General features: G+C 34.8%; 19 protein-coding genes. 16 read left to right on the forward strand and 3 right to left on the reverse strand.

Features of this window, described 5'->3' with window-relative positions:
* Positions 1-28 precede the first annotated feature (28 nt).
* The 7 genes from ACODSI_RS05010 (at position 29) to ACODSI_RS05040 (ending at position 6,148) form a co-directional block, all read left to right on the forward strand.
* Positions 29-406 (forward strand): hypothetical protein, encoded by a 378-nt coding sequence (locus ACODSI_RS05010; RefSeq protein WP_488915752.1) that lies wholly within the window; start codon positions 29-31, stop codon positions 404-406.
* 216 nt (positions 407-622) lie between these two features.
* Entirely contained in the window at positions 623-1,369 is a 747-nt protein-coding gene (locus ACODSI_RS05015; RefSeq protein ID WP_488915753.1) for an electron transfer flavoprotein subunit beta/FixA family protein, read from the forward strand.
* An 88-nt stretch (positions 1,370-1,457) separates the two neighbouring features.
* Positions 1,458-2,426 (forward strand): electron transfer flavoprotein subunit alpha/FixB family protein, encoded by a 969-nt coding sequence (locus tag ACODSI_RS05020; RefSeq protein ID WP_488915754.1) that lies wholly within the window; start codon positions 1,458-1,460, stop codon positions 2,424-2,426.
* Between the two features lie 279 nt (positions 2,427-2,705).
* Entirely contained in the window at positions 2,706-3,335 is a 630-nt protein-coding gene (locus ACODSI_RS05025; RefSeq protein ID WP_488915755.1) for a bifunctional nuclease family protein, read from the forward strand.
* 71 nt (positions 3,336-3,406) lie between these two features.
* Positions 3,407-4,231: a thymidylate synthase gene (locus ACODSI_RS05030; RefSeq protein WP_488915756.1), complete on the forward strand. Its 825-nt coding sequence runs from the start codon at positions 3,407-3,409 to the stop codon at positions 4,229-4,231.
* A 63-nt stretch (positions 4,232-4,294) separates the two neighbouring features.
* Positions 4,295-5,197: a hypothetical protein gene (locus ACODSI_RS05035; RefSeq protein ID WP_488915757.1), complete on the forward strand. Its 903-nt coding sequence runs from the start codon at positions 4,295-4,297 to the stop codon at positions 5,195-5,197.
* Between the two features lie 3 nt (positions 5,198-5,200).
* The gene (locus ACODSI_RS05040) at positions 5,201-6,148 is read left to right on the forward strand and encodes an energy transducer TonB (RefSeq protein WP_488915758.1); all 948 of its coding nucleotides are present in this window, start codon (positions 5,201-5,203) and stop codon (positions 6,146-6,148) included.
* Between the two features lie 60 nt (positions 6,149-6,208).
* Here the strand turns inward: ACODSI_RS05040 and ACODSI_RS05045 are convergent, their stop codons facing one another.
* On the reverse strand, positions 6,209-6,505 hold the full coding sequence (locus ACODSI_RS05045) for an isoamylase early set domain-containing protein (protein ID WP_488915759.1): 297 nt from the start codon (positions 6,503-6,505) through the stop codon (positions 6,209-6,211).
* 238 nt (positions 6,506-6,743) lie between these two features.
* On the opposite strand from ACODSI_RS05045, the gene ACODSI_RS05050 reads away from it, so the two are divergent.
* From ACODSI_RS05050 to porT, 4 genes are all read left to right on the forward strand, one after another.
* Complete coding sequence (locus tag ACODSI_RS05050) at positions 6,744-7,076, forward strand: 2TM domain-containing protein (RefSeq protein ID WP_488915760.1); 333 nt, start codon at positions 6,744-6,746, stop codon at positions 7,074-7,076.
* On the forward strand, positions 7,076-7,558 hold the full coding sequence (locus tag ACODSI_RS05055; protein WP_488915761.1) for a dihydrofolate reductase: 483 nt from the start codon (positions 7,076-7,078) through the stop codon (positions 7,556-7,558). The genes ACODSI_RS05050 and ACODSI_RS05055 overlap by 1 nt, the downstream gene beginning before the upstream one ends.
* Positions 7,559-7,645: 87 nt before the next feature.
* Entirely contained in the window at positions 7,646-8,377 is a 732-nt protein-coding gene (ubiE, locus tag ACODSI_RS05060; protein ID WP_488915762.1) for a bifunctional demethylmenaquinone methyltransferase/2-methoxy-6-polyprenyl-1,4-benzoquinol methylase UbiE, read from the forward strand.
* Positions 8,378-8,399: 22 nt separating this feature from the next.
* Positions 8,400-9,104, forward strand: coding sequence for a type IX secretion/gliding motility protein PorT/SprT (gene porT, locus ACODSI_RS05065; protein WP_488915763.1), 705 nt, complete (start codon positions 8,400-8,402; stop codon positions 9,102-9,104).
* Here porT and ACODSI_RS05070 read toward each other — a convergent pair.
* On the reverse strand, positions 9,101-9,829 hold the full coding sequence (locus ACODSI_RS05070; protein WP_488915764.1) for a TrmH family RNA methyltransferase: 729 nt from the start codon (positions 9,827-9,829) through the stop codon (positions 9,101-9,103). The genes porT and ACODSI_RS05070 overlap by 4 nt on opposite strands.
* Before the next feature lie 35 nt (positions 9,830-9,864).
* Here ACODSI_RS05070 and tamL point away from each other — a divergent pair, with 35 nt between their 5' ends.
* The 3 genes from tamL (at position 9,865) to accD (ending at position 14,467) form a co-directional block, all read left to right on the forward strand.
* Positions 9,865-12,423 carry a translocation and assembly module lipoprotein TamL gene (tamL, locus tag ACODSI_RS05075; RefSeq protein WP_488915765.1) on the forward strand — a complete coding sequence of 853 codons (2,559 nt, stop codon included), beginning with the start codon at positions 9,865-9,867 and terminating at the stop codon, positions 12,421-12,423.
* 50 nt (positions 12,424-12,473) lie between these two features.
* Positions 12,474-13,541, forward strand: coding sequence for a class II fructose-bisphosphate aldolase (gene fbaA / locus ACODSI_RS05080; protein ID WP_488915766.1), 1,068 nt, complete (start codon positions 12,474-12,476; stop codon positions 13,539-13,541).
* 71 nt (positions 13,542-13,612) lie between these two features.
* The gene (gene accD, locus ACODSI_RS05085; protein WP_488915767.1) at positions 13,613-14,467 is read left to right on the forward strand and encodes an acetyl-CoA carboxylase, carboxyltransferase subunit beta; all 855 of its coding nucleotides are present in this window, start codon (positions 13,613-13,615) and stop codon (positions 14,465-14,467) included.
* Positions 14,468-14,580: 113 nt separating this feature from the next.
* On the opposite strand, the gene ACODSI_RS05090 is transcribed toward accD, so the two are convergent.
* Complete coding sequence (locus ACODSI_RS05090; RefSeq protein ID WP_488915768.1) at positions 14,581-15,831, reverse strand: ABC transporter permease; 1,251 nt, start codon at positions 15,829-15,831, stop codon at positions 14,581-14,583.
* 285 nt (positions 15,832-16,116) lie between these two features.
* Here ACODSI_RS05090 and purH point away from each other — a divergent pair, with 285 nt between their 5' ends.
* Both purH and ACODSI_RS05100 read left to right on the forward strand, forming a co-directional pair.
* A complete protein-coding gene (gene purH, locus ACODSI_RS05095) occupies positions 16,117-17,643 on the forward strand; it encodes a bifunctional phosphoribosylaminoimidazolecarboxamide formyltransferase/IMP cyclohydrolase (protein WP_488915769.1) in 1,527 nt (508 codons plus the stop codon).
* 115 nt (positions 17,644-17,758) lie between these two features.
* Positions 17,759-18,787, forward strand: coding sequence for a rod shape-determining protein (locus ACODSI_RS05100; protein ID WP_481790572.1), 1,029 nt, complete (start codon positions 17,759-17,761; stop codon positions 18,785-18,787).
* Positions 18,788-18,844: the final 57 nt, after the last annotated feature.

An 18,844-nucleotide genomic window follows, 5' to 3' on the forward strand; every position in this document is an offset into this window, starting at 1 on the left:
ACGTAAATTTGTAAAAGCAAGTATTACTATGATTTATAAAAACTGTATCGGAACCATTAATGATGATGAGGTTACAATCAATAATCATGTCATCAAAACCAGCCACATCAAGGCAATTAACTATTTCTACATCCCAAGTGGCAAAACAGAATTTTTTTTAATAACAGGAGCACTTTTTTTCATCATCACAAGTTTCTTTATAGATTTCTACATTCTTTTTACAATAGGCATAATTGGTATGTTACTTTCTAAAGTAAATTTTTATTACGATTATTTTTTGGTTATAAAAACAGACACTTCTTCTGAGCCTATTATTGAAGAAATCAAAACAAACCAAAAATGTGACATGGATACTTTTATAGAAAAAATGCACTTTTACAAAAATTCAAATGCTTCTTCGCTTTAAATCAGAAATACTAAATTTAGTCCCAAACATACCTTAACAGATTGTTTATTGACTATTTTTCGAAATTATACTTCGGCATATTCGTTACTGTACTTCAAAATCAACAGCGAAATCGATATAATACTGCATTTTTTTAAAAAAATATTATGCGCGCATATAAAAATTAGAAATATATTTTATACTTTTACACTCAGAAAATTTTTAATCACACCTATAATGAAAATACTAGTTTGCATCAGCCATGTGCCTGATACTACTTCAAAAATCAACTTCGTAAACGGCGATTCAGAATTCGACACCAACGGAGTACAGTATGTTATCAATCCCAACGACGAATTTGGCTTAACCCGAGCCATTTGGTTTCAAGAACAACAAGCAGCCAATGTAACTGTTGTCAATGTGGGTGGCGCCGATACCGAACCAACGTTAAGAAAAGCATTAGCCATTGGTGCTAACGAAGCTATTCGTATTAATGCTGCTCCTACCGACGGTTTCTTTGTTGCCAAACAATTGGCTGAAGTAGCAAAAAATGGTGGCTACGACTTAATCATTTGCGGAAAAGAATCGTTAGATTATAATGGCGGAATGGTTCCTGGAATGTTGGCTGGATTGTTAAATTACAACTTCGTAAATTCGTGTACCGAATTAACCATTGACGGTTCTTCTGCCAAAGCAGCAAGAGAAATCGATGGTGGTAAAGAAATTATTTCGGCAGCACTTCCATTAGTTATTGGTGGACAAAAAGGATTGGTAGAAGAAAAAGACCTTCGTATTCCTAACATGCGTGGTATCATGACGGCACGAACCAAAGTACTAACTGTTTTGGAACCGGTAGCGGCCAACAACAATACGAAAGCGGTAAAATTTGAAAAACCTGCTCCAAAATCGGCAGTAAAATTATTTGCTCCAGACGATTTAGACGGTTTGGTAAATGCCTTACACAACGAAGCAAAAGTAATTTAAGAATTAGGATTCAGGAATTAGGTTTTAATCCTAAACACGAACTCCTTGCTCAAAATCCTTAATAAAACATCCTTAATCCTAATTTATTATGTCATTATTAATATACGCAGAATCAGCAGACGGAAAATTTAAGAAAGTAGCTTTCGAATTAGCGTCTTATGCAAAAAAAGTTGCCGAATCTCTTGGTACAACTGTAACAGCAGTAACTGTTAACGCAGGAAATGTTTCCGAACTATCTAAATATGGTGTTGATAGAGTATTGAAAGTAACCAACGACAAGTTAGCCAATTTCAACGCCAAAGCCTATGCCGATGTAGTTAAACAAGCCGCTCAAAAAGAAGGTTCTAAAGTAATTGTGCTTTCTTCAACAACCGATAGTTTGTATTTAGCACCATTCGTATCCGTAAGTTTAGAGGCAGGATTTGCTTCTAATGTAGTTGGATTACCGGTTTCTACTACACCTTTTCAAGTAAAAAGAAATGCATTTTCTAACAAAGCATTCAATATCACAGAAATAGCTACAGACATTAAAGTATTGTCATTGGCTAAAAATTCTTTCGGATTAGTAGAAAACAATGCCTCATTAGCCGAAGAAGATTTTGTACCTAGTTTAAACGATGCCGATTTCAATGTAAAAGTAGAATCGGTAGAAAAAGCATCAGGAAAAGTAACGATTGCCGATGCCGATATTGTAGTATCTGGCGGTCGCGGATTGAAAGGCCCAGAAAACTGGGGAATGCTGGAAGAATTGGCTTCTGTACTTGGAGCAGCAACTGCGTGTTCTAAACCGGTTTCCGATTTAGGATGGCGTCCTCACAGCGAGCACGTGGGTCAAACTGGAAAACCAGTAGCTACTAATTTATACATTGCTGTGGGAATTTCGGGTGCTATTCAACACATCGCCGGAATCAACTCTTCTAAAGTAAAATTAGTCATCAATACTGATGCTGAAGCACCTTTCTTTAAAGTAGCCGATTACGGAATTGTAGGCGATGCCTTCGACATCATTCCAAGATTGACTCAAAAATTGAAAGAATTTAAAGCTAATAACAGCTAAAAATAAATCAAAATCAAACACAATAAGCTATCCGAAATTATTTTCAGGTAGCTTATTTTTTTATTTTTAGAAGCGAATCTTTTTCGTTACTTTGCAGTCGCAATTCCTGCTATCCGCTAAATTTTTACACCTGTCAGGTTTCTAAAACCTGACAGGTGTAAAAGATACCGCTACTATCAGGGCTAGTTGGCAAACTGAATTGAATAAAAATCAGTTTTTAGAAGAACGTTTATCTCAATTCAGAAGTCTAAAATCTAATATTTGAAATCTAAAATCTAAATGAGTTTAGTAAAATTAACCATAAAAGGAATATCCTACAGTCAAACACAAAATGGCGCCTATGCTCTAATTTTGAATGAAGTAGATGGCGAACGAAAATTACCTATTGTCATTGGAGCTTTTGAAGCACAATCTATTGCCATTGCCTTAGAAAAAGAAATTAAGCCACCACGTCCACTAACACACGATTTATTTAAAAGTTTTGCCGACCGATTTGACATTGTAGTCAAACAAGTCATTATCCATAAATTGGTGGATGGTGTTTTCTACTCCAGTATCATCTGCGAAAGAGACAAAATTGAAGAAATAATTGACGCTAGAACTTCCGATGCGATTGCTTTAGCATTGCGTTTTCAAGCGCCTATTTTTACTTACAAAAACATTCTTGACAAAGCCGGAATATACTTAAATGCCAACCCTGCCGATCTTGAAAATTCAAATCCAGAAGATGAAGGCGTACTTTCAACACCCGAAACTTTTGGTTTAGAAAACGACGATACAAATTCCGAAAACACGTATAAAAAATTCAGTTTATCCGAATTGCACGATTTACTGGAAGGTGCTGTTCAAGACGAAGATTATGAAAAAGCAGCTCGCATTAGAGACGAAATTTCGAAAAGAGAATCATAAAAGTTAATTCGGATGTTCGTTAATTTGGTTATTCGAATTAACAAATAACCAAACAACCAAATCAACAAAAAATGAAACAATACCACGATTTAGTAAAGCACGTTTTAGAAAACGGAACTCAAAAAGGTGACCGCACCGGAACCGGAACCAAAAGTGTATTTGGTTACCAAATGCGTTTTGATTTATCGGAAGGTTTCCCGATGGTAACTACTAAAAAATTACATCTAAAATCGATTATATACGAATTGCTTTGGTTTTTAAAAGGCGATACTAACATTGGGTATTTAAAAGAAAACGGTGTTAAAATTTGGGACGAATGGGCTGATGAAAATGGCGATTTGGGTCCGGTTTACGGCCACCAATGGCGCAATTGGAACAGCGAAGAAATCGACCAAATTACCGAATTAATAGATACCTTAAAAAACAACCCCAACAGCAGAAGAATGTTGGTTTCGGCATGGAATCCATCTGTTTTACCTGATACTTCCAAATCTTTTTCAGAAAATGTGGCTAATGGAAAAGCAGCTTTACCACCATGTCATGCCTTTTTTCAGTTTTATGTAGCCGACGGAAAATTATCGTGTCAACTGTACCAAAGAAGCGCCGATATTTTTCTTGGTGTTCCTTTCAATATTGCTTCGTATGCCTTATTTACGATGATGATCGCACAAGTTTGCGAATTACAAGTAGGCGAATTTATTCATACTTTTGGTGATGCACACATTTACAACAATCATATTGAGCAAGTCGAATTGCAACTATCGCGTGAGCCAAAACCATTACCAAAAATGATCTTGAATCCGAATGTAAAAAACATTTTCGACTTCACTTTTGACGATTTCACTTTAGAAGGTTACGATCCGCATCCGCATATTAAAGGAATTGTAGCGGTATAATTTACAGTTGTTTCTTTGAATAAGAATTTTCTATTTTTTTCGTTTATGAAAAGAAACTCTTTCATGAAATATACTTACCTATTTGTTTTGCTATTGCCTTTTTGGGCATGCAAAAAGATCGTTTCTGAAGATACCACTCCTTTTCAGGCAAAAACCTCTTCTTATACAGAAACAAGCGCGCCACTTTTCTTTAAACAATTGATTCAAAATCACTACAAAGATTTTGCATCAACAGACAACACGACTTATAAGTCTTTTTGTTCTGAGAATAACTTACCTACAGAGGACACTGTGATAAAGCAACAATTTTACACTATTGAAATACTTCACAAACTCTTTACCAGCAAAAACGCCTCAAATGGTTCACGAGGTGACATTTTAAACATTCCTTATTTTTGGCATTGGATCAACCCCAATCCGAGATATGAAATTACGGCACTCAATACCAATCAAAAATTGAACACGGTAAAATCTCCTGCGGCTTTTTCTAAATACAAATCATACGCCGATATCGACCGAACACCCTACTTATTTTTGAGTGAGCTTTTGAGTGAAAAACCATTGTATACCGCTCCAAATTGCGATAAATTTTCTACTTTTGGATGGTGTAGTGAAAGAGAAATGGCTTTTGTTTGCCTTTTAAAAACACTAAATTTGAAAGGAAAAGTGATTACCGACAACAATCACAGTTGGTCCGAATTTATAATTCCGATAACGGTCAAAAACAAAATTATTGATTATAAAGTCACCGTCGACAACACCTTTGATAGTGTAATATGGAATCCGATTTCAAAAAAAGAAATTGTAACTTGGGAAAAGCAAACCTTTAAAGGACAAGGCAATTGGTATAATGAAAAAGCAAATTCTGAAGTTGAAAAACAAAAAATAAACAGTTTAATGGTATCCGTAAAATCGATGGAAAACATCGAACAAGCTTTAGTCAATTATATAAAAAATCATTCGTAATATATGAAAACAAAACTAGTATTCTTGCTTCTATTTCTTTCTAAAATAGCATTAGCTCAAGACAGCGAATCTGCCATCAAGTATCTTGACTCTTTGGGAAATCCTGCAACTAAAGAAACTTTTTTTAGATATAAAGTATTCAAAAAAGTCAATCCAGAAATAGAGAGCTATACTTTATCCACTTACAACAACAAAAACCAACTGCTAAGTAGCTTTTCTTATACGGATAAAAATGCCGAAAAATTAAATGGTGAAAGTATTTATTATTATGCTAATGGCAACAAGCAAAGCCTTATTACTTATGTAGATAACAAACCCATTGGAAAGTCTTTTACCTGGTATGAAAACGGAAACCTTAGAGAAGAAAGCCTCTATTTTGACTTGCCTTGGAACAATGCGAAGTACCATAAAATGATTAATTATTGGAATAAAAAAGGAGAACAAACCGTTACCAACGGCAATGGTTATGTAGAAGCTGTGGATGAGTTTTTTGAAGAAAAAGGCAACTATAAAGAAGGTTATAAAGACGGAAAATGGGCAGGAAAATCTAGTAAATCATCTTTTACTTATGAAGAAACTTATGCTGATGGCGAACTAATTTCAGGTGTAAGCACTGAAGAAAACGGAATAAAAAATGAATATACAAGTTTAGAAATAAGACCAGAACCTAAAAAAGGAATGGAGCATTTCTACAAATTCATTGGTAAAAAATTTTCACCTACCAATTCAGCCTATAAAAATAAAGTGAAAGGAAAAATATTATTGTCTTTTATCGTAGACAAAGAAGGTAAAATAACAGACATCAAAGTTATAAAAGGACTAGGCTATGGACTAGACGAAGAAGCCATTAGAGTTTTATCTCTATATGACGATTGGAATCCTGCTTTACAAAGAGGAAGACGCGTTAGATGTTCCTACAATATACCAATTTCATTAGATTGCAGCATATAAAAAAATCCGCTCGACTATAAAGGTCAAACGGATTTTCATACAAACAAACTAAACTTATAATTATACTTCTAAAACGCTGTTTTCAGCATTAGCATATTCATTCCAACGGTAACTGTCTGCTTCTGGTTCGTTTACATACGTACCATCAACAAGATATTTGAATTCAAACGAATGGTCTTTTGGTAAATCGAAAGCGGCTTTAAAAGTTCCGTTTTTTAATTTTGACAACTCCCCTTCTGATGGATTCCAATTATTAAAATCTCCTACTACTGCAGCGGTAGTTGCTTCTTTTGCATCGACTGAAAAGGTAACTTTAACAACCGGTTTTGTTTTTATAACTTGTTTCTTAATTGACATAACTAATTCATTTATAGATTAATGAAGCAAAGTAAAGCAATAAAAAGCAACGTTTTACAAGCACCCTAAAGAATTATTGTTTTATTAATTTTGTGCAGAAATAAAATCTATATTCTTAATTTTTAGTCGGTTAATTATAAAATTAAAAATAAGAAAACGTTTTCACATTAAATTATATCCAATTGAAAATTTCGTAATTTTAAAAAAAATTGTACCTTTAAATTCAAATTTTCGCCACATGAATAACGATCAACATGAAATGTATGAATATGCACGAAAAAGAATCAAACAAAAAAAAGGGCTCTATTTTCATTTTGTTTTGTTTTTTTTAGGAAGCATTTTTATTTTTATAATTAACAAATGGCTGAATGTTGGAGAACCAACTAATTGGTACATCTGGGCCATCACCGCTTGGTGTTTTATCTTTATTTTGCACTTCATTAAGGTGTTTATTACCGATAGTTTTATGAATAAAAATTGGGAACGTGAGCAAATTAATCGTCTCATGACTATGCAAGGAAAAAAAATCGAACAACTTAAAAACGAAGTTGACAATAAAAAAAATATTTAATGATTACTCTTATCGCGGCTGCGGCCGAAAACAATGCTCTTGGTAAAGACAACCAATTGGTTTGGCATTTACCCGATGATTTTAAAAGATTCAAGCAAATTACTTCTGACCATTACATTATTATGGGTAGAAAGACTTTTGAAAGCTTTCCGAAACCTTTGCCCAACCGTACCCATGTGATTATCACACGCCAAAAAGACTATGCTTTTGAAGGTTGCATCGTGGTCAATTCTATTGAAGATGCTATTAAAGTTTGCCCAAAAGAGGAAGAAGTTTTTATTATTGGTGGTGCTGATATCTACAACCAATCCATTGATTTTGCTGATAAAATTGAACTTACGAGAGTTCATGCTAACTTTGAAGCAGATGCTTTTTTCCCGGAAATAAATCTTAGCGATTGGAAACTTATCTTTGAAGAAAAACATGCTCAAGACGAAAAACACAATTTCGATTTTACGTTTCAAACCTTTGTAAAAGTTTAAAATTTGTTAATTAGAATTTGGCATTTGTTTATTGGTGTTTCAAATTTTATTATTTGTACTTTTGTACGCTCAAAAAATGCTGTAAAAATGTCAAAAAACGTTACTCCATATAAAGATTCCTCTTTAGGTAAAAAAGAACAAGTTACTCAAATGTTTGATACCATTTCGGGCAACTACGATGGCTTGAACCGTGTGATATCCTTTGGAATTGACGTAAAATGGCGTAAAAAAGTATTGAAATTAGTAGCTGACAAAAATCCAGAAAACATACTTGATATTGCTACTGGCACAGGCGATTTAGCCATTTTAATGACCAAAACCAAAGCCAAAAAAATCATAGGATTGGATATTTCTGCTGGGATGCTAGAAGTAGGCATCAAGAAAATAGCAGACAAAAAACTAGATCATATCATCGACATGGTGATTGGTGATTCTGAAAACATGCCTTTTCCAGACAATCATTTTGATGCCATTACGGTTTCCTTCGGAATTAGAAATTTTGAAACCCTAGAAAAAGGGCTTTCGGAAATTTTAAGAGTGCTAAAACCAAACGGAATTTTTGTGATTTTAGAAACTTCAGTTCCAGAAAAAACACCGTTCAAACAAGGCTATCGTTTTTATACTAAAAATATTTTGCCTATCATTGGCAAACTTTTCTCGAAAGACAACGTTGCTTACGGTTATTTATCAGAATCCGCTTCTGTTTTTCCGTATGGAGAAACGTTAAACAATATTTTGAGAAAAATTGGGTTTATAGATGTAGTTGCCATGCCACAAACATTTGGCGTTGCAACCATTTATTCAGCATCAAAAAAATAACACTTCGTTGTTACTACTAAAAATGAAGAAACTTTTTTATTTTATCATACTCCTTTTGAGCCTACAAAGTGTTGCTCAAACAAAAGGAATTTTCTCAAGAGATCCGATCATCAATTTGGAAAACTTTGACAAGCAACGAGTTTATTGGGGCTATTATTTAGGATTTAACACCTACGACTTCAAGTTTGATTACATTAATCCGCCAAACGCAGACATCATCTCAAAAACAAGCACTGGTTTTAATGTTGGATTGGTTGGTGATTTACGACTGCACGAATACATCAATTTACGTTTTGAACCCGGATTGTACTACACCCAAAGAAACCTAGTATACACGGAACTTACAAGACAAATAGACCGAGAACGCGAAGTACGCTCTACCTACATTGACTTTCCTTTATTATTAAAATTTTCGTCTAAAAGAATTGGAAATGTAAGACCGTACTTAGTTGGTGGTTTTTCGGCTACTTTAAACTTAGCCAGTAATTCTAAATCGATTGACGACAATTACCAACAACGTTTTCGAGTAAAGCCTTGGACACAAAACTACGAATTGGGATTTGGAATTGATTTATATCTGGAATATTTCAAATTTTCACCATCCATCCGAGGCGTTTTTGGATTGAATGATGAATTAATTCGCGATAACAATCCGGATAGCCCTTGGACTGGTAATATTGGCTCCATGAAATCACGTGGAATATTTGTAAACTTTACCTTCCACTAAGAATTTCGTTTAAATTCACTCAGGAAAATTGCAGTGGCAGTGGCTACATTCAAACTTTCAGTTTGTTGCAAATGACCAAATCTAGGAATCGATAACCTTTTGGAAATCAATCGCTCAAGTTTTTCGGAAATACCATTGGCTTCATTGCCTAAAATTAAAACACTTTCTTGAGGTAACGTTTCTTGATACACGTTTTTACCATCCATAAAAGCACCAAAAACTGGAATCTTAGCGGTTTTAATATAATTTTCTAAATCCAAATACGAAATCGTTACTCTAGAAATAGAACCCATAGTTGCCTGCACTACTTTAGGATTAAATACATCTACGGTTTGTTCGCTGCAAATGATTTGTTCCACACCAAACCAATCACAAAGTCTAATAATAGTTCCTAAATTTCCTGGATCGCGAACATCGTCTAAAGCCACAATCAACCCTTTAGAAGACGTTGGTTTTTGATATGGAATCTTAAACAACGCCAAACAATTATTTGGAGTTGAAAGACACGATATTTTTTTTAAGTCGGCTTCAGAAATAATGGTCTTTTGGGATGTCTTTATGGTCTCAAAAAGCGGCTCCGTTACATACAAATGTTCCAACTCGAAATTGGATTGTAACAGCTCTTGAATCACTTTTACACCTTCTGCTAGAAACAATTTGTTAATTTGTCGGAATTTTTTTTGCTGTAAACTCGTAATTAGCTTTATTTGGTTTTTACTAAGCATAAAAAAATGTACTTTTGAATTAAATTTCGAACCCATTGAGAAAACACATTGCAAAAATATCATTATTTATTTTAATAGGACTTATAATTGTTTCCTGTAATGTAACCAAACGTGTTCCAGACGGAAAGCGTCTATTGATGAAAAACGAAATCTCCATTGATGACAAATCAACCAAAGACGAAAATGTTTTTTATCAATTGTATCAAAAACCCAACAGTTCGCTGCCTTTAATTAAATACCGTCTCCGTTTAAACTTATACAATTTAGCCAAAAAAAATGCCGATACTTCTTATGCAAAATGGCTGAAAAAGAATCCGAAAAGACACGCTCGATTAGCGAAACTACTTTCCGAAAAACAAGTACAGCGATTGGGGAAATCGTTCTTAGTGTCGGGCTGGAGTAATTTTTTAATGAAAACAGGTGAAGCTCCAGTTATTTTTGACTCTTTAAGCACAAAAAAATCCCTTAGAAGATTAGAGGCTTATTACTATAACAAAGGTTACTTTGACGTTAAGGCTTCTTATACTAAAGACACGACAGCGCTCAAACGAATTGATGTAAAATACAATGTTAAATTAAATAATTCTTATATAGTTGACAGCATTAAAACAAAAATTGCTACTCCGGCATTGGATTCGTTATATCAAATTAGAAAAAATAATTCGATTATCAAATCGGGCAAACAATACGATACCGAAAATTTGAACAACGAAAGAAGCAGAATCACTTCTGAATTTAGAAATAACGGCGCTTATTTATTCCAACAAAACTACATTACCTATTCGCTAGATACAATAAATACTGGCAAAAAAGTAAATGTTACTTTGATTATTAAAGACTTTGCTTATCGTGAAAATGACACGGCCAAAACAGCTCCGTTTAAATTGTATAAAATTAGCAGAGTCAATTTGTTTACCGATCAATCTAGCAGCAAAAATGATGTTAAAATAAAAGACAGTCTGCAATACAAAGACTTCTTTTTGTACAGTGAAAAAAAATTAAAGTACCGCCCAAAAGCCATAACCGATGCGGTTTTTATCACCAAAGGCAGTTGGTTTTCTGACAATAATTCGATACTTACAACACGTTATTTAAGTAATTTAAAAGTGTTTAATTATCCAACCATTCAATATCAAATTGATCCAAAAGATGATAGTGCTTTAATTGCCAATGTATATTTAACGCCGAGAAAAAAATACACCTTTCATCCGGCTGTAGATTTCACGCACTCGACCATTCAGGATTTTGGTATTTCTGGAAATGCTTCGCTGGGAATTCGAAATGTTTTTAATGGCGCCGAAACATTTGATGTTGGTTTTAGAGGCAATGTGGGTGCGTCGAGAGCATTGTCTAACCCAAATAATAATTTTTTCAATATTTCAGAAATTGGAGTGGACGCTCGATTGAATTTTCCTAGAATCTTTTTCCCATTCAATACTGATAAAATCATTCCAAAAAGCATGATTCCGTCTACTTCATTAAGCGTTGGTTTTGCCAAACAAAGAAACATCGGATTGGACAAACAAAATTTCACCAGTACTTTTTCATACAATTGGACTCCGAAAAAAAACATTACTATACGCTATGATTTATTTAATATCCAATTTGTAAAAAATGTAAATACTGGAAACTATTTTAACATCTATCAATCGTCGTATAATGCCTTAGATGTTTTGGCTAATAATTACAATTTTAGCACTACCAGTCCTTCTAGTTTTAGCGATAATCATTTAATCATTGAAAGCGGCACCAATGCATTTATAAATGCGGCTTTAGGAACTACTTCGCTCAATATTACTGAACAAGATTTAAAAACCATTCGAAGCATTGAAGAACGACGTCAACGATTGACCGAAAATAATTTAATTTTTGCATCCAGTTTTAGTTATTCCAAAACCACTAGCAAAGGATTATTAGACAATAATTTTTATTCGTTCAAAACCAAAGTAGAATCGGCAGGAAATTTACTTTCTATCTTGGCTAGAGCTTCTAAGCAATTAGACAAACAAGGCGGTGCCAACACATTTTTCCAAGTGGAGTATTCACAATATTTGAAAGGCGAATTTGAGTACATCAAACACTGGTCATTGTCGGGCAAAAAAGTCGTTGCGGTTAGAGGTTTTGCTGGAATGGCAGTACCGTATGGCAATTCGAAAAGTATTCCGTTTTCACGAAGTTATTTTTCGGGTGGTTCCAACGACAATAGAGCTTGGCAACCCTACAGTTTAGGACCTGGAAGAAGCGGTGGATTAAACGATTTTAACGAAGCTAATATGAAATTATCGATGAATGCCGAGCTTCGATTCAATCTTTCCGGAAAATTTAACGGTGCCTTTTTTGCCGACGCCGGAAATATTTGGAACGTCTTTGACAACGTTACCGATGAGGCTTATACCTTTAACGGATTAAAATCATTAAAAGATATTGCTGTGGGAAGTGGTTTCGGACTTCGATACGACCAAGGGCTATTTGTAGTTCGTTTCGACCTTGGATTTAAAACGTATAATCCAGCCAAGCCAAATGCTGAAAAATGGCTGAAAGAAATCAATTTATCACAAGCCGTATTAAATATTGGGATAAATTATCCGTTCTAATTTTAGAAATTATTACTTTTGTACACTTAACCAAAAAACATAACTAGAAGATGTCACATAACATTAAACCAGGAGTTGCAACCGGAGATGAAGTTCAAGCGATATTTGCTTATGCAAAGGAAAAAGGATTTGCACTTCCTGCAGTAAACGTAACGGGTTCTAGCACCATAAATGGTGTTTTAGAAACTGCTGCTAAATTAAATGCACCAGTAATCATTCAGTTTTCAAATGGTGGAGCGCAATTTAATGCTGGAAAAGGCTTATCAAATGCTGGTGAAAAATCGGCTATTCTTGGTGCCATTGCTGGAGCAAAACATATTCATACTTTAGCAGAAGCATACGGCGCAACCGTAATTCTACATACGGACCACTGTGCTAAAAAATTATTACCTTGGATTGACGGTTTGTTAGATGCTTCTGAAAAACATTTTGCAGAAACTGGTAAATCGTTGTTTTCTTCTCACATGATTGACTTGTCGGAAGAACCAATGCATGAAAACATTGAAATCTGTAAAACCTATTTAGCAAGAATGAGCAAAATGGGAATGACATTAGAAATTGAATTAGGAATTACAGGCGGTGAAGAAGATGGTGTTGATAATTCTAATGTTGACCATTCGGAATTATATTCTACTCCTGAAGATGTTGATTATGCTTACTCAGAATTAATGAAAGTTAGTCCGCGTTTTACCATTGCAGCAGCATTTGGAAACGTTCACGGTGTATACAAACCAGGAAACGTAAAATTAACACCAACAATACTTAGGGATTCTCAAGATTATATTCAGAAAAAACACAACCTTGAAAAAAACCCAGTTGATTTTGTGTTTCATGGAGGTTCAGGTTCTACAGCAGAAGAAATTAAAGAAGCTATCTCTTATGGTGTAATTAAAATGAACATCGATACCGATTTACAATTTGCATTTACCGAAGGAATTCGCGATTACATGGTTAACAATATTGACTATTTGAAAACTCAAATTGGAAATCCAACTGGTGCCGATGCTCCAAACAAAAAACACTACGATCCAAGAAAATGGGTTCGCGAAGGTGAAGTTACTTTCAACTCAAGATTAGAGCAAGCATTTGCTGACTTAAACAACGTAAACACATTATAAAAATTACGAATTACGAATTACGAAATTGACTTAATTCATAATTCATAATTTATAATTCATAATTATAAACTATGGCTTGGTTTAAAAGAACAGAAAAAGGAATTACTACTCCAACAGAAGATAAAAAAGATGTTCCAAAAGGACTTTGGTACAAATCACCTACCGGAAAAATTATTGACCAAGAAGAATTGGAACGCAATCTATGGGTGAGCCCAGAAGACGGTTTTCACGTTAAAATTGGCAGTAAAGAATATTTCGAAATCTTATTTGACAACAACGAATTTAAAGAATTGGACGCCAAAATGACGTCTAAAGACCCTTTGAACTTTGTGGATACTAAAAAATATTCTGATCGATTGAAAGACGTGATGGACAAAACCAAATTGAAAGATGCGGTTCGTACTGGTGTTGGAAAATCTAAAGGAAAAGATTTAGTAGTTTGTTGTATGGATTTTGCTTTTATCGGAGGTTCGATGGGAGCTGTTGTAGGTGAAAAAATTGCTCGCGGTATTGATTATTCTATTAAAAACAATGTACCTTTTGTAATGATTTCAAAATCGGGTGGTGCTCGTATGATGGAAGCCGCCTATTCATTGATGCAATTGGCTAAAACATCTGCCAAATTAGCGCAACTTGCCGAAGCTAAAATTCCGTATATTTCATTATGTACCGATCCAACAACAGGTGGAACAACCGCTTCTTACGCCATGTTAGGTGATATTAATATTGCCGAACCTGGAGCTTTAATTGCTTTTGCAGGACCAAGAGTGGTGCGAGATACCACCGGGAAAGATTTACCAGAAGGATTCCAAACCTCTGAGTTTTTATTAGAACACGGATTTTTAGATTTTATTTCACAAAGAAAAGAATTGAAAGATAAAATCAATTTATACCTTGACTTAATCTTGAATCAAGAAATTAGATAAAAATTCAAATCACATAAAACAAAAAAAAAACACAAAGCAATTGCTTTGTGTTTTTTTTATATAGCTCTATTAAAAACTTCATTCTTTGTACTTCTAATTTCGTACTTAAAAAATTACATCCCACTACGAATGGCTTCTACTGGATCCAGTTTTGCAGCAGAAATCGCAGGTAAAATACCCGAAATTAAGCCAATTGCAATCGCCAATCCAGAGCCCAGTATAATATTACTAAAACTCAATACAAAGTCAAACTCCAGCAGTTTGGTTAAGCCCATGGCAATAATCCAAACCAAGAAGATTCCAATCAAGCCGCCAATCAAACATAGAATTACGGCTTCAAACAAAAACTGGAACAATATAAATCGGTTCTTAGCACCCAACGATTTTTGAATTCCGATTAAGTTGGTGCGTTCTTTTACCGAAACAAACATGATATTTGCCACTCCAAATCCACCAACGAGCAACGAAAATCCAGCAATAATCCAACCTCCAAAATTCATATTGGCAATAATACCATCTAATAAATCGGTGAATCCCGAAAGTACATTGATAAAGAAATTATCTATTTCACCTGTTTTAACTCCGCGAAAAGCACGTAATTTTTGAGAAATTTCAGCTTTAAAAGCTTCCATATCAATTCCTTTTTGAGGCTTGATAATGATTACAGGTGTCATCGAATCGTTATTATCGCCATACATTCTTCTTAAAAAATTTACTGGTATAAAAACCGAGGTATCATTACTGTCACCAAACATCCCAGCACCTTGTTTTTTCAACACACCAATAACGGTAAAACGCTGCCCATATAAGCGCACTTGCTTGCCAATTGGATCTACATTTTCAAAAAGACTGGTTGCCAATTGATCGCCAATAACCGCAACGGCAGCACCCGAATTGGCTTCCGATTCGTTGTAAAAACGTCCTTCGGCAAACTCTAATCCTTGAATATCAATAAACTCGTGTGATACTGGAACTACATTGACACTACTAACCGATTTGGTATCGTATTTAATAATTTCACTCTTCACAAAAAGTTGGTACCCCATTTCTTGTGCTTCAGGTAGCGCACTTTTTAAATATTCGTATTCGGTATATTTTACCTCCGGAAATTGTTCACGCTTCCATCTAGGCACTTGAGATGGTCCAAAACTACCTTTGAATAAATAAATGGTGTTTTTATCTAAACTACTTAAATCTTTTTTGATTTTTCTATCTAATGAATCGACAGCTGCAAGCACCGCAATAATAGAAAATATCCCAATGGTTACACCAAGAAGCGAAAGTAAGGTACGCAACTTGTTATTTCGCAAAGCATTCATTGCAAAGCCGAAACTTTCACTCAATAATCGAAGGTAAACAAGCATGTTGGATGTATTTTCTCTGTCAAATTTAAGATATTAGTAAATAGAATGATGGAATTGTTACAGAAATTCAATACAATTTACTCCCTAACCCTGATTGCAGTGAAAATCCTTGTTTTATTTTATAAAAATGAAACAAGATTGCAACGAAAAGCAGGAACATGGCATACAAAAATGCCTACTGACACGTTGTAAAAAAACTTCCACTATTGTTAAAATATTTTCCAAAATCTGAAATGAAATCAGATTAAAAAAAACTACTTTTGCGTGCTTAACAACACAACTACAATGAGCACTACAAAAACCATTCAATCTGCTCTAATTTCGGTATTTGATAAAACCGGTTTGGAGCCCATCGTGAGACAACTTCACCAACAAAACGCCACTATTTATTCGACTGGCGGAACTGAAGAATTTATTAAAAATCTAGGCATTCCAGTAGTTCCTGTAGAAGACATCACCGCTTTTCCAGAAATTCTTGGCGGCAGAGTAAAAACCTTACATCCTAAAATTTTCGGTGGCATCTTGAACCGTCAAGACAACCCAACCGATGTGGAACAAATGAAACAATTTGACATTCCACAAATCGACTTGGTGATTGTGGATTTATATCCGTTTGAAAAAACGGTGGCTTCTGGAGCCAATGAAGCTGATGTTATTGAAAAAATTGACATCGGTGGAATTTCATTAATTCGTGCTGCGGCTAAGAATTTTAAAGACACCGTAATTGTTCCTTCTGTAGCTGAATACGAATTGTTTTTAGGAATGATTACCGAAGGAAACGGAGCAACAACTTTAGCACAACGAAAATATTTAGCGACTAGAGCGTTTCATGTTTCTTCCAATTATGATACCGCTATCTTCAATTATTTCAATACCGAAGCTACGTATTACAAAGAAAGTATTGCCAACGGTCAAGTACTTCGTTATGGAGAAAATCCACACCAAAAAGGATTTTTCTTTGGTGATTTTGACGCCATGTTTACCAAATTACACGGAAAAGAATTGTCGTACAACAATTTGTTAGATGTTGATGCCGCTGTGAATTTGATTGCCGAATTTAAAGATAATGATCCAACATTTGCCATTTTAAAACACAATAATGCTTGTGGATTGGCGACAAGAAAAACCATGAGAGAAGCTTATGTTGCTGCTTTGGCTTGCGACCCAACTTCAGCATTTGGTGGGGTTTTGATGGCGAACGGTCACATAGACACTACTACAGCAAACGAAATCAATTCCCTATTCTGTGAAGTGGTTATTGCACCAAGTTATGATGCTGAAGCGTTAAATATTTTACAAGAAAAAAAGAACCGAATCATATTGGTTATAAATGATGTACCTTTACCTCAACGCCAAGTAAGAACTTGTTTGAATGGATTGTTGGTGCAAGATAAAAACAACATCACCGATACTAAAGAGCATCTAAAAAACGTTACCACTACAGTTCCAACCGAACAAGAAATAGACGATTTATTATTTGCTTCTAAAATTTGTAAAAACACCAAATCAAACACGATTGTTTTTGCCAAAAATGGCACTTTAGTCGCTTCTGGAACGGGACAAACCTCGAGAGTCGATGCCTTAAAACAAGCAATTGAAAAAGCAGAAACTTTTGGATTTGATTTACATGGAGCTGTGATGGCAAGTGATGCTTTTTTTCCGTTTCCGGATTGCGTAGAGATTGCACATCACGCCGGAATCACGGCTGTTATTCAGCCAGGCGGCTCGATAAAAGACGAGTTGAGTATTAACTATTGCAACGAAAATAATGTAGCAATGGTCTTTACAGGAACACGTCATTTTAAACATTAAAAAAGAACACGTTTATTGTTTTTGTTTTTCCGAATAAAAACACAATACCAACAGTATTTTTATTATTTTTGTAGGCTTAAAATTTTTATAACAAACTAAAACCCTTTTATTAAGTATGGGATTTTTTGATTTCATGACCGAGGATATAGCGATTGACCTTGGTACCGCTAACACGCTAATCATTCACAACGACAAAGTTGTAATTGACAGCCCTTCTATTGTTGCCAGAGACAGAGTATCTGGAAAAATCATCGCGGTTGGTAAAGAAGCCAACATGATGCAGGGTAAAACTCATGAAAACATCAAAACCATACGACCATTGAAAGACGGAGTTATTGCCGATTTTGATGCGTCTGAAAAGATGATTAGCATGTTTATCAAAAGCATCCCAGCTTTAAAGAAAAAAATGTTCACTCCAGCTTTGCGTATGGTCGTTTGTATTCCGTCTGGAATTACAGAAGTAGAAATGCGTGCGGTAAAAGAAAGTTGTGAACGTGTGAACGGTAAAGAAGTCTACTTAATTCACGAACCAATGGCAGCAGCAATTGGTATTGGCATCGACATTATGCAACCAAAAGGAAACATGATTGTAGATATTGGTGGTGGAACAACAGAAATCGCTGTAATTGCACTTGGTGGAATTGTATGTGATAAATCGGTTAAAATTGCCGGTGACGTTTTTACAAACGACATCATCTATTATATGAGAACGCAACACAATTTGTTTGTGGGAGAGACTACCGCTGAGAAAATTAAAATTCAAGTCGGAGCTGCTACAGATGCTCTTGATACTCCACCAGACGATATGTCGGTTCAAGGTAGAGATTTACTTACCGGTAAGCCAAAACAAGTGGAAGTTTCTTATAGAGAAATTGCTAAAGCGCTAGACAAATCAATCCAACGTATTGAAGATGCAGTAATGGAAACATTATCTCAAACTCCTCCTGAATTAGCAGCTGATATTTATAATACTGGTATTTATCTAGCTGGTGGTGGATCGATGCTTCGTGGTTTAGACAAACGTATTTCATTAAAAACAGATTTACCAGTTTATATTGCTGAAGATCCGTTGAAAGCCGTTGTAAGAGGAACTGGAATGGCATTGAAAAACATCCCAAAATTCAGAAGCATACTGATCAAATAACGTATTTTTAAAATAAAATACTGAACACTGATTTCTTCGAACACTGAACACTTAAAA

Source organism: Flavobacterium sp. FG139 (assembly GCF_057809695.1).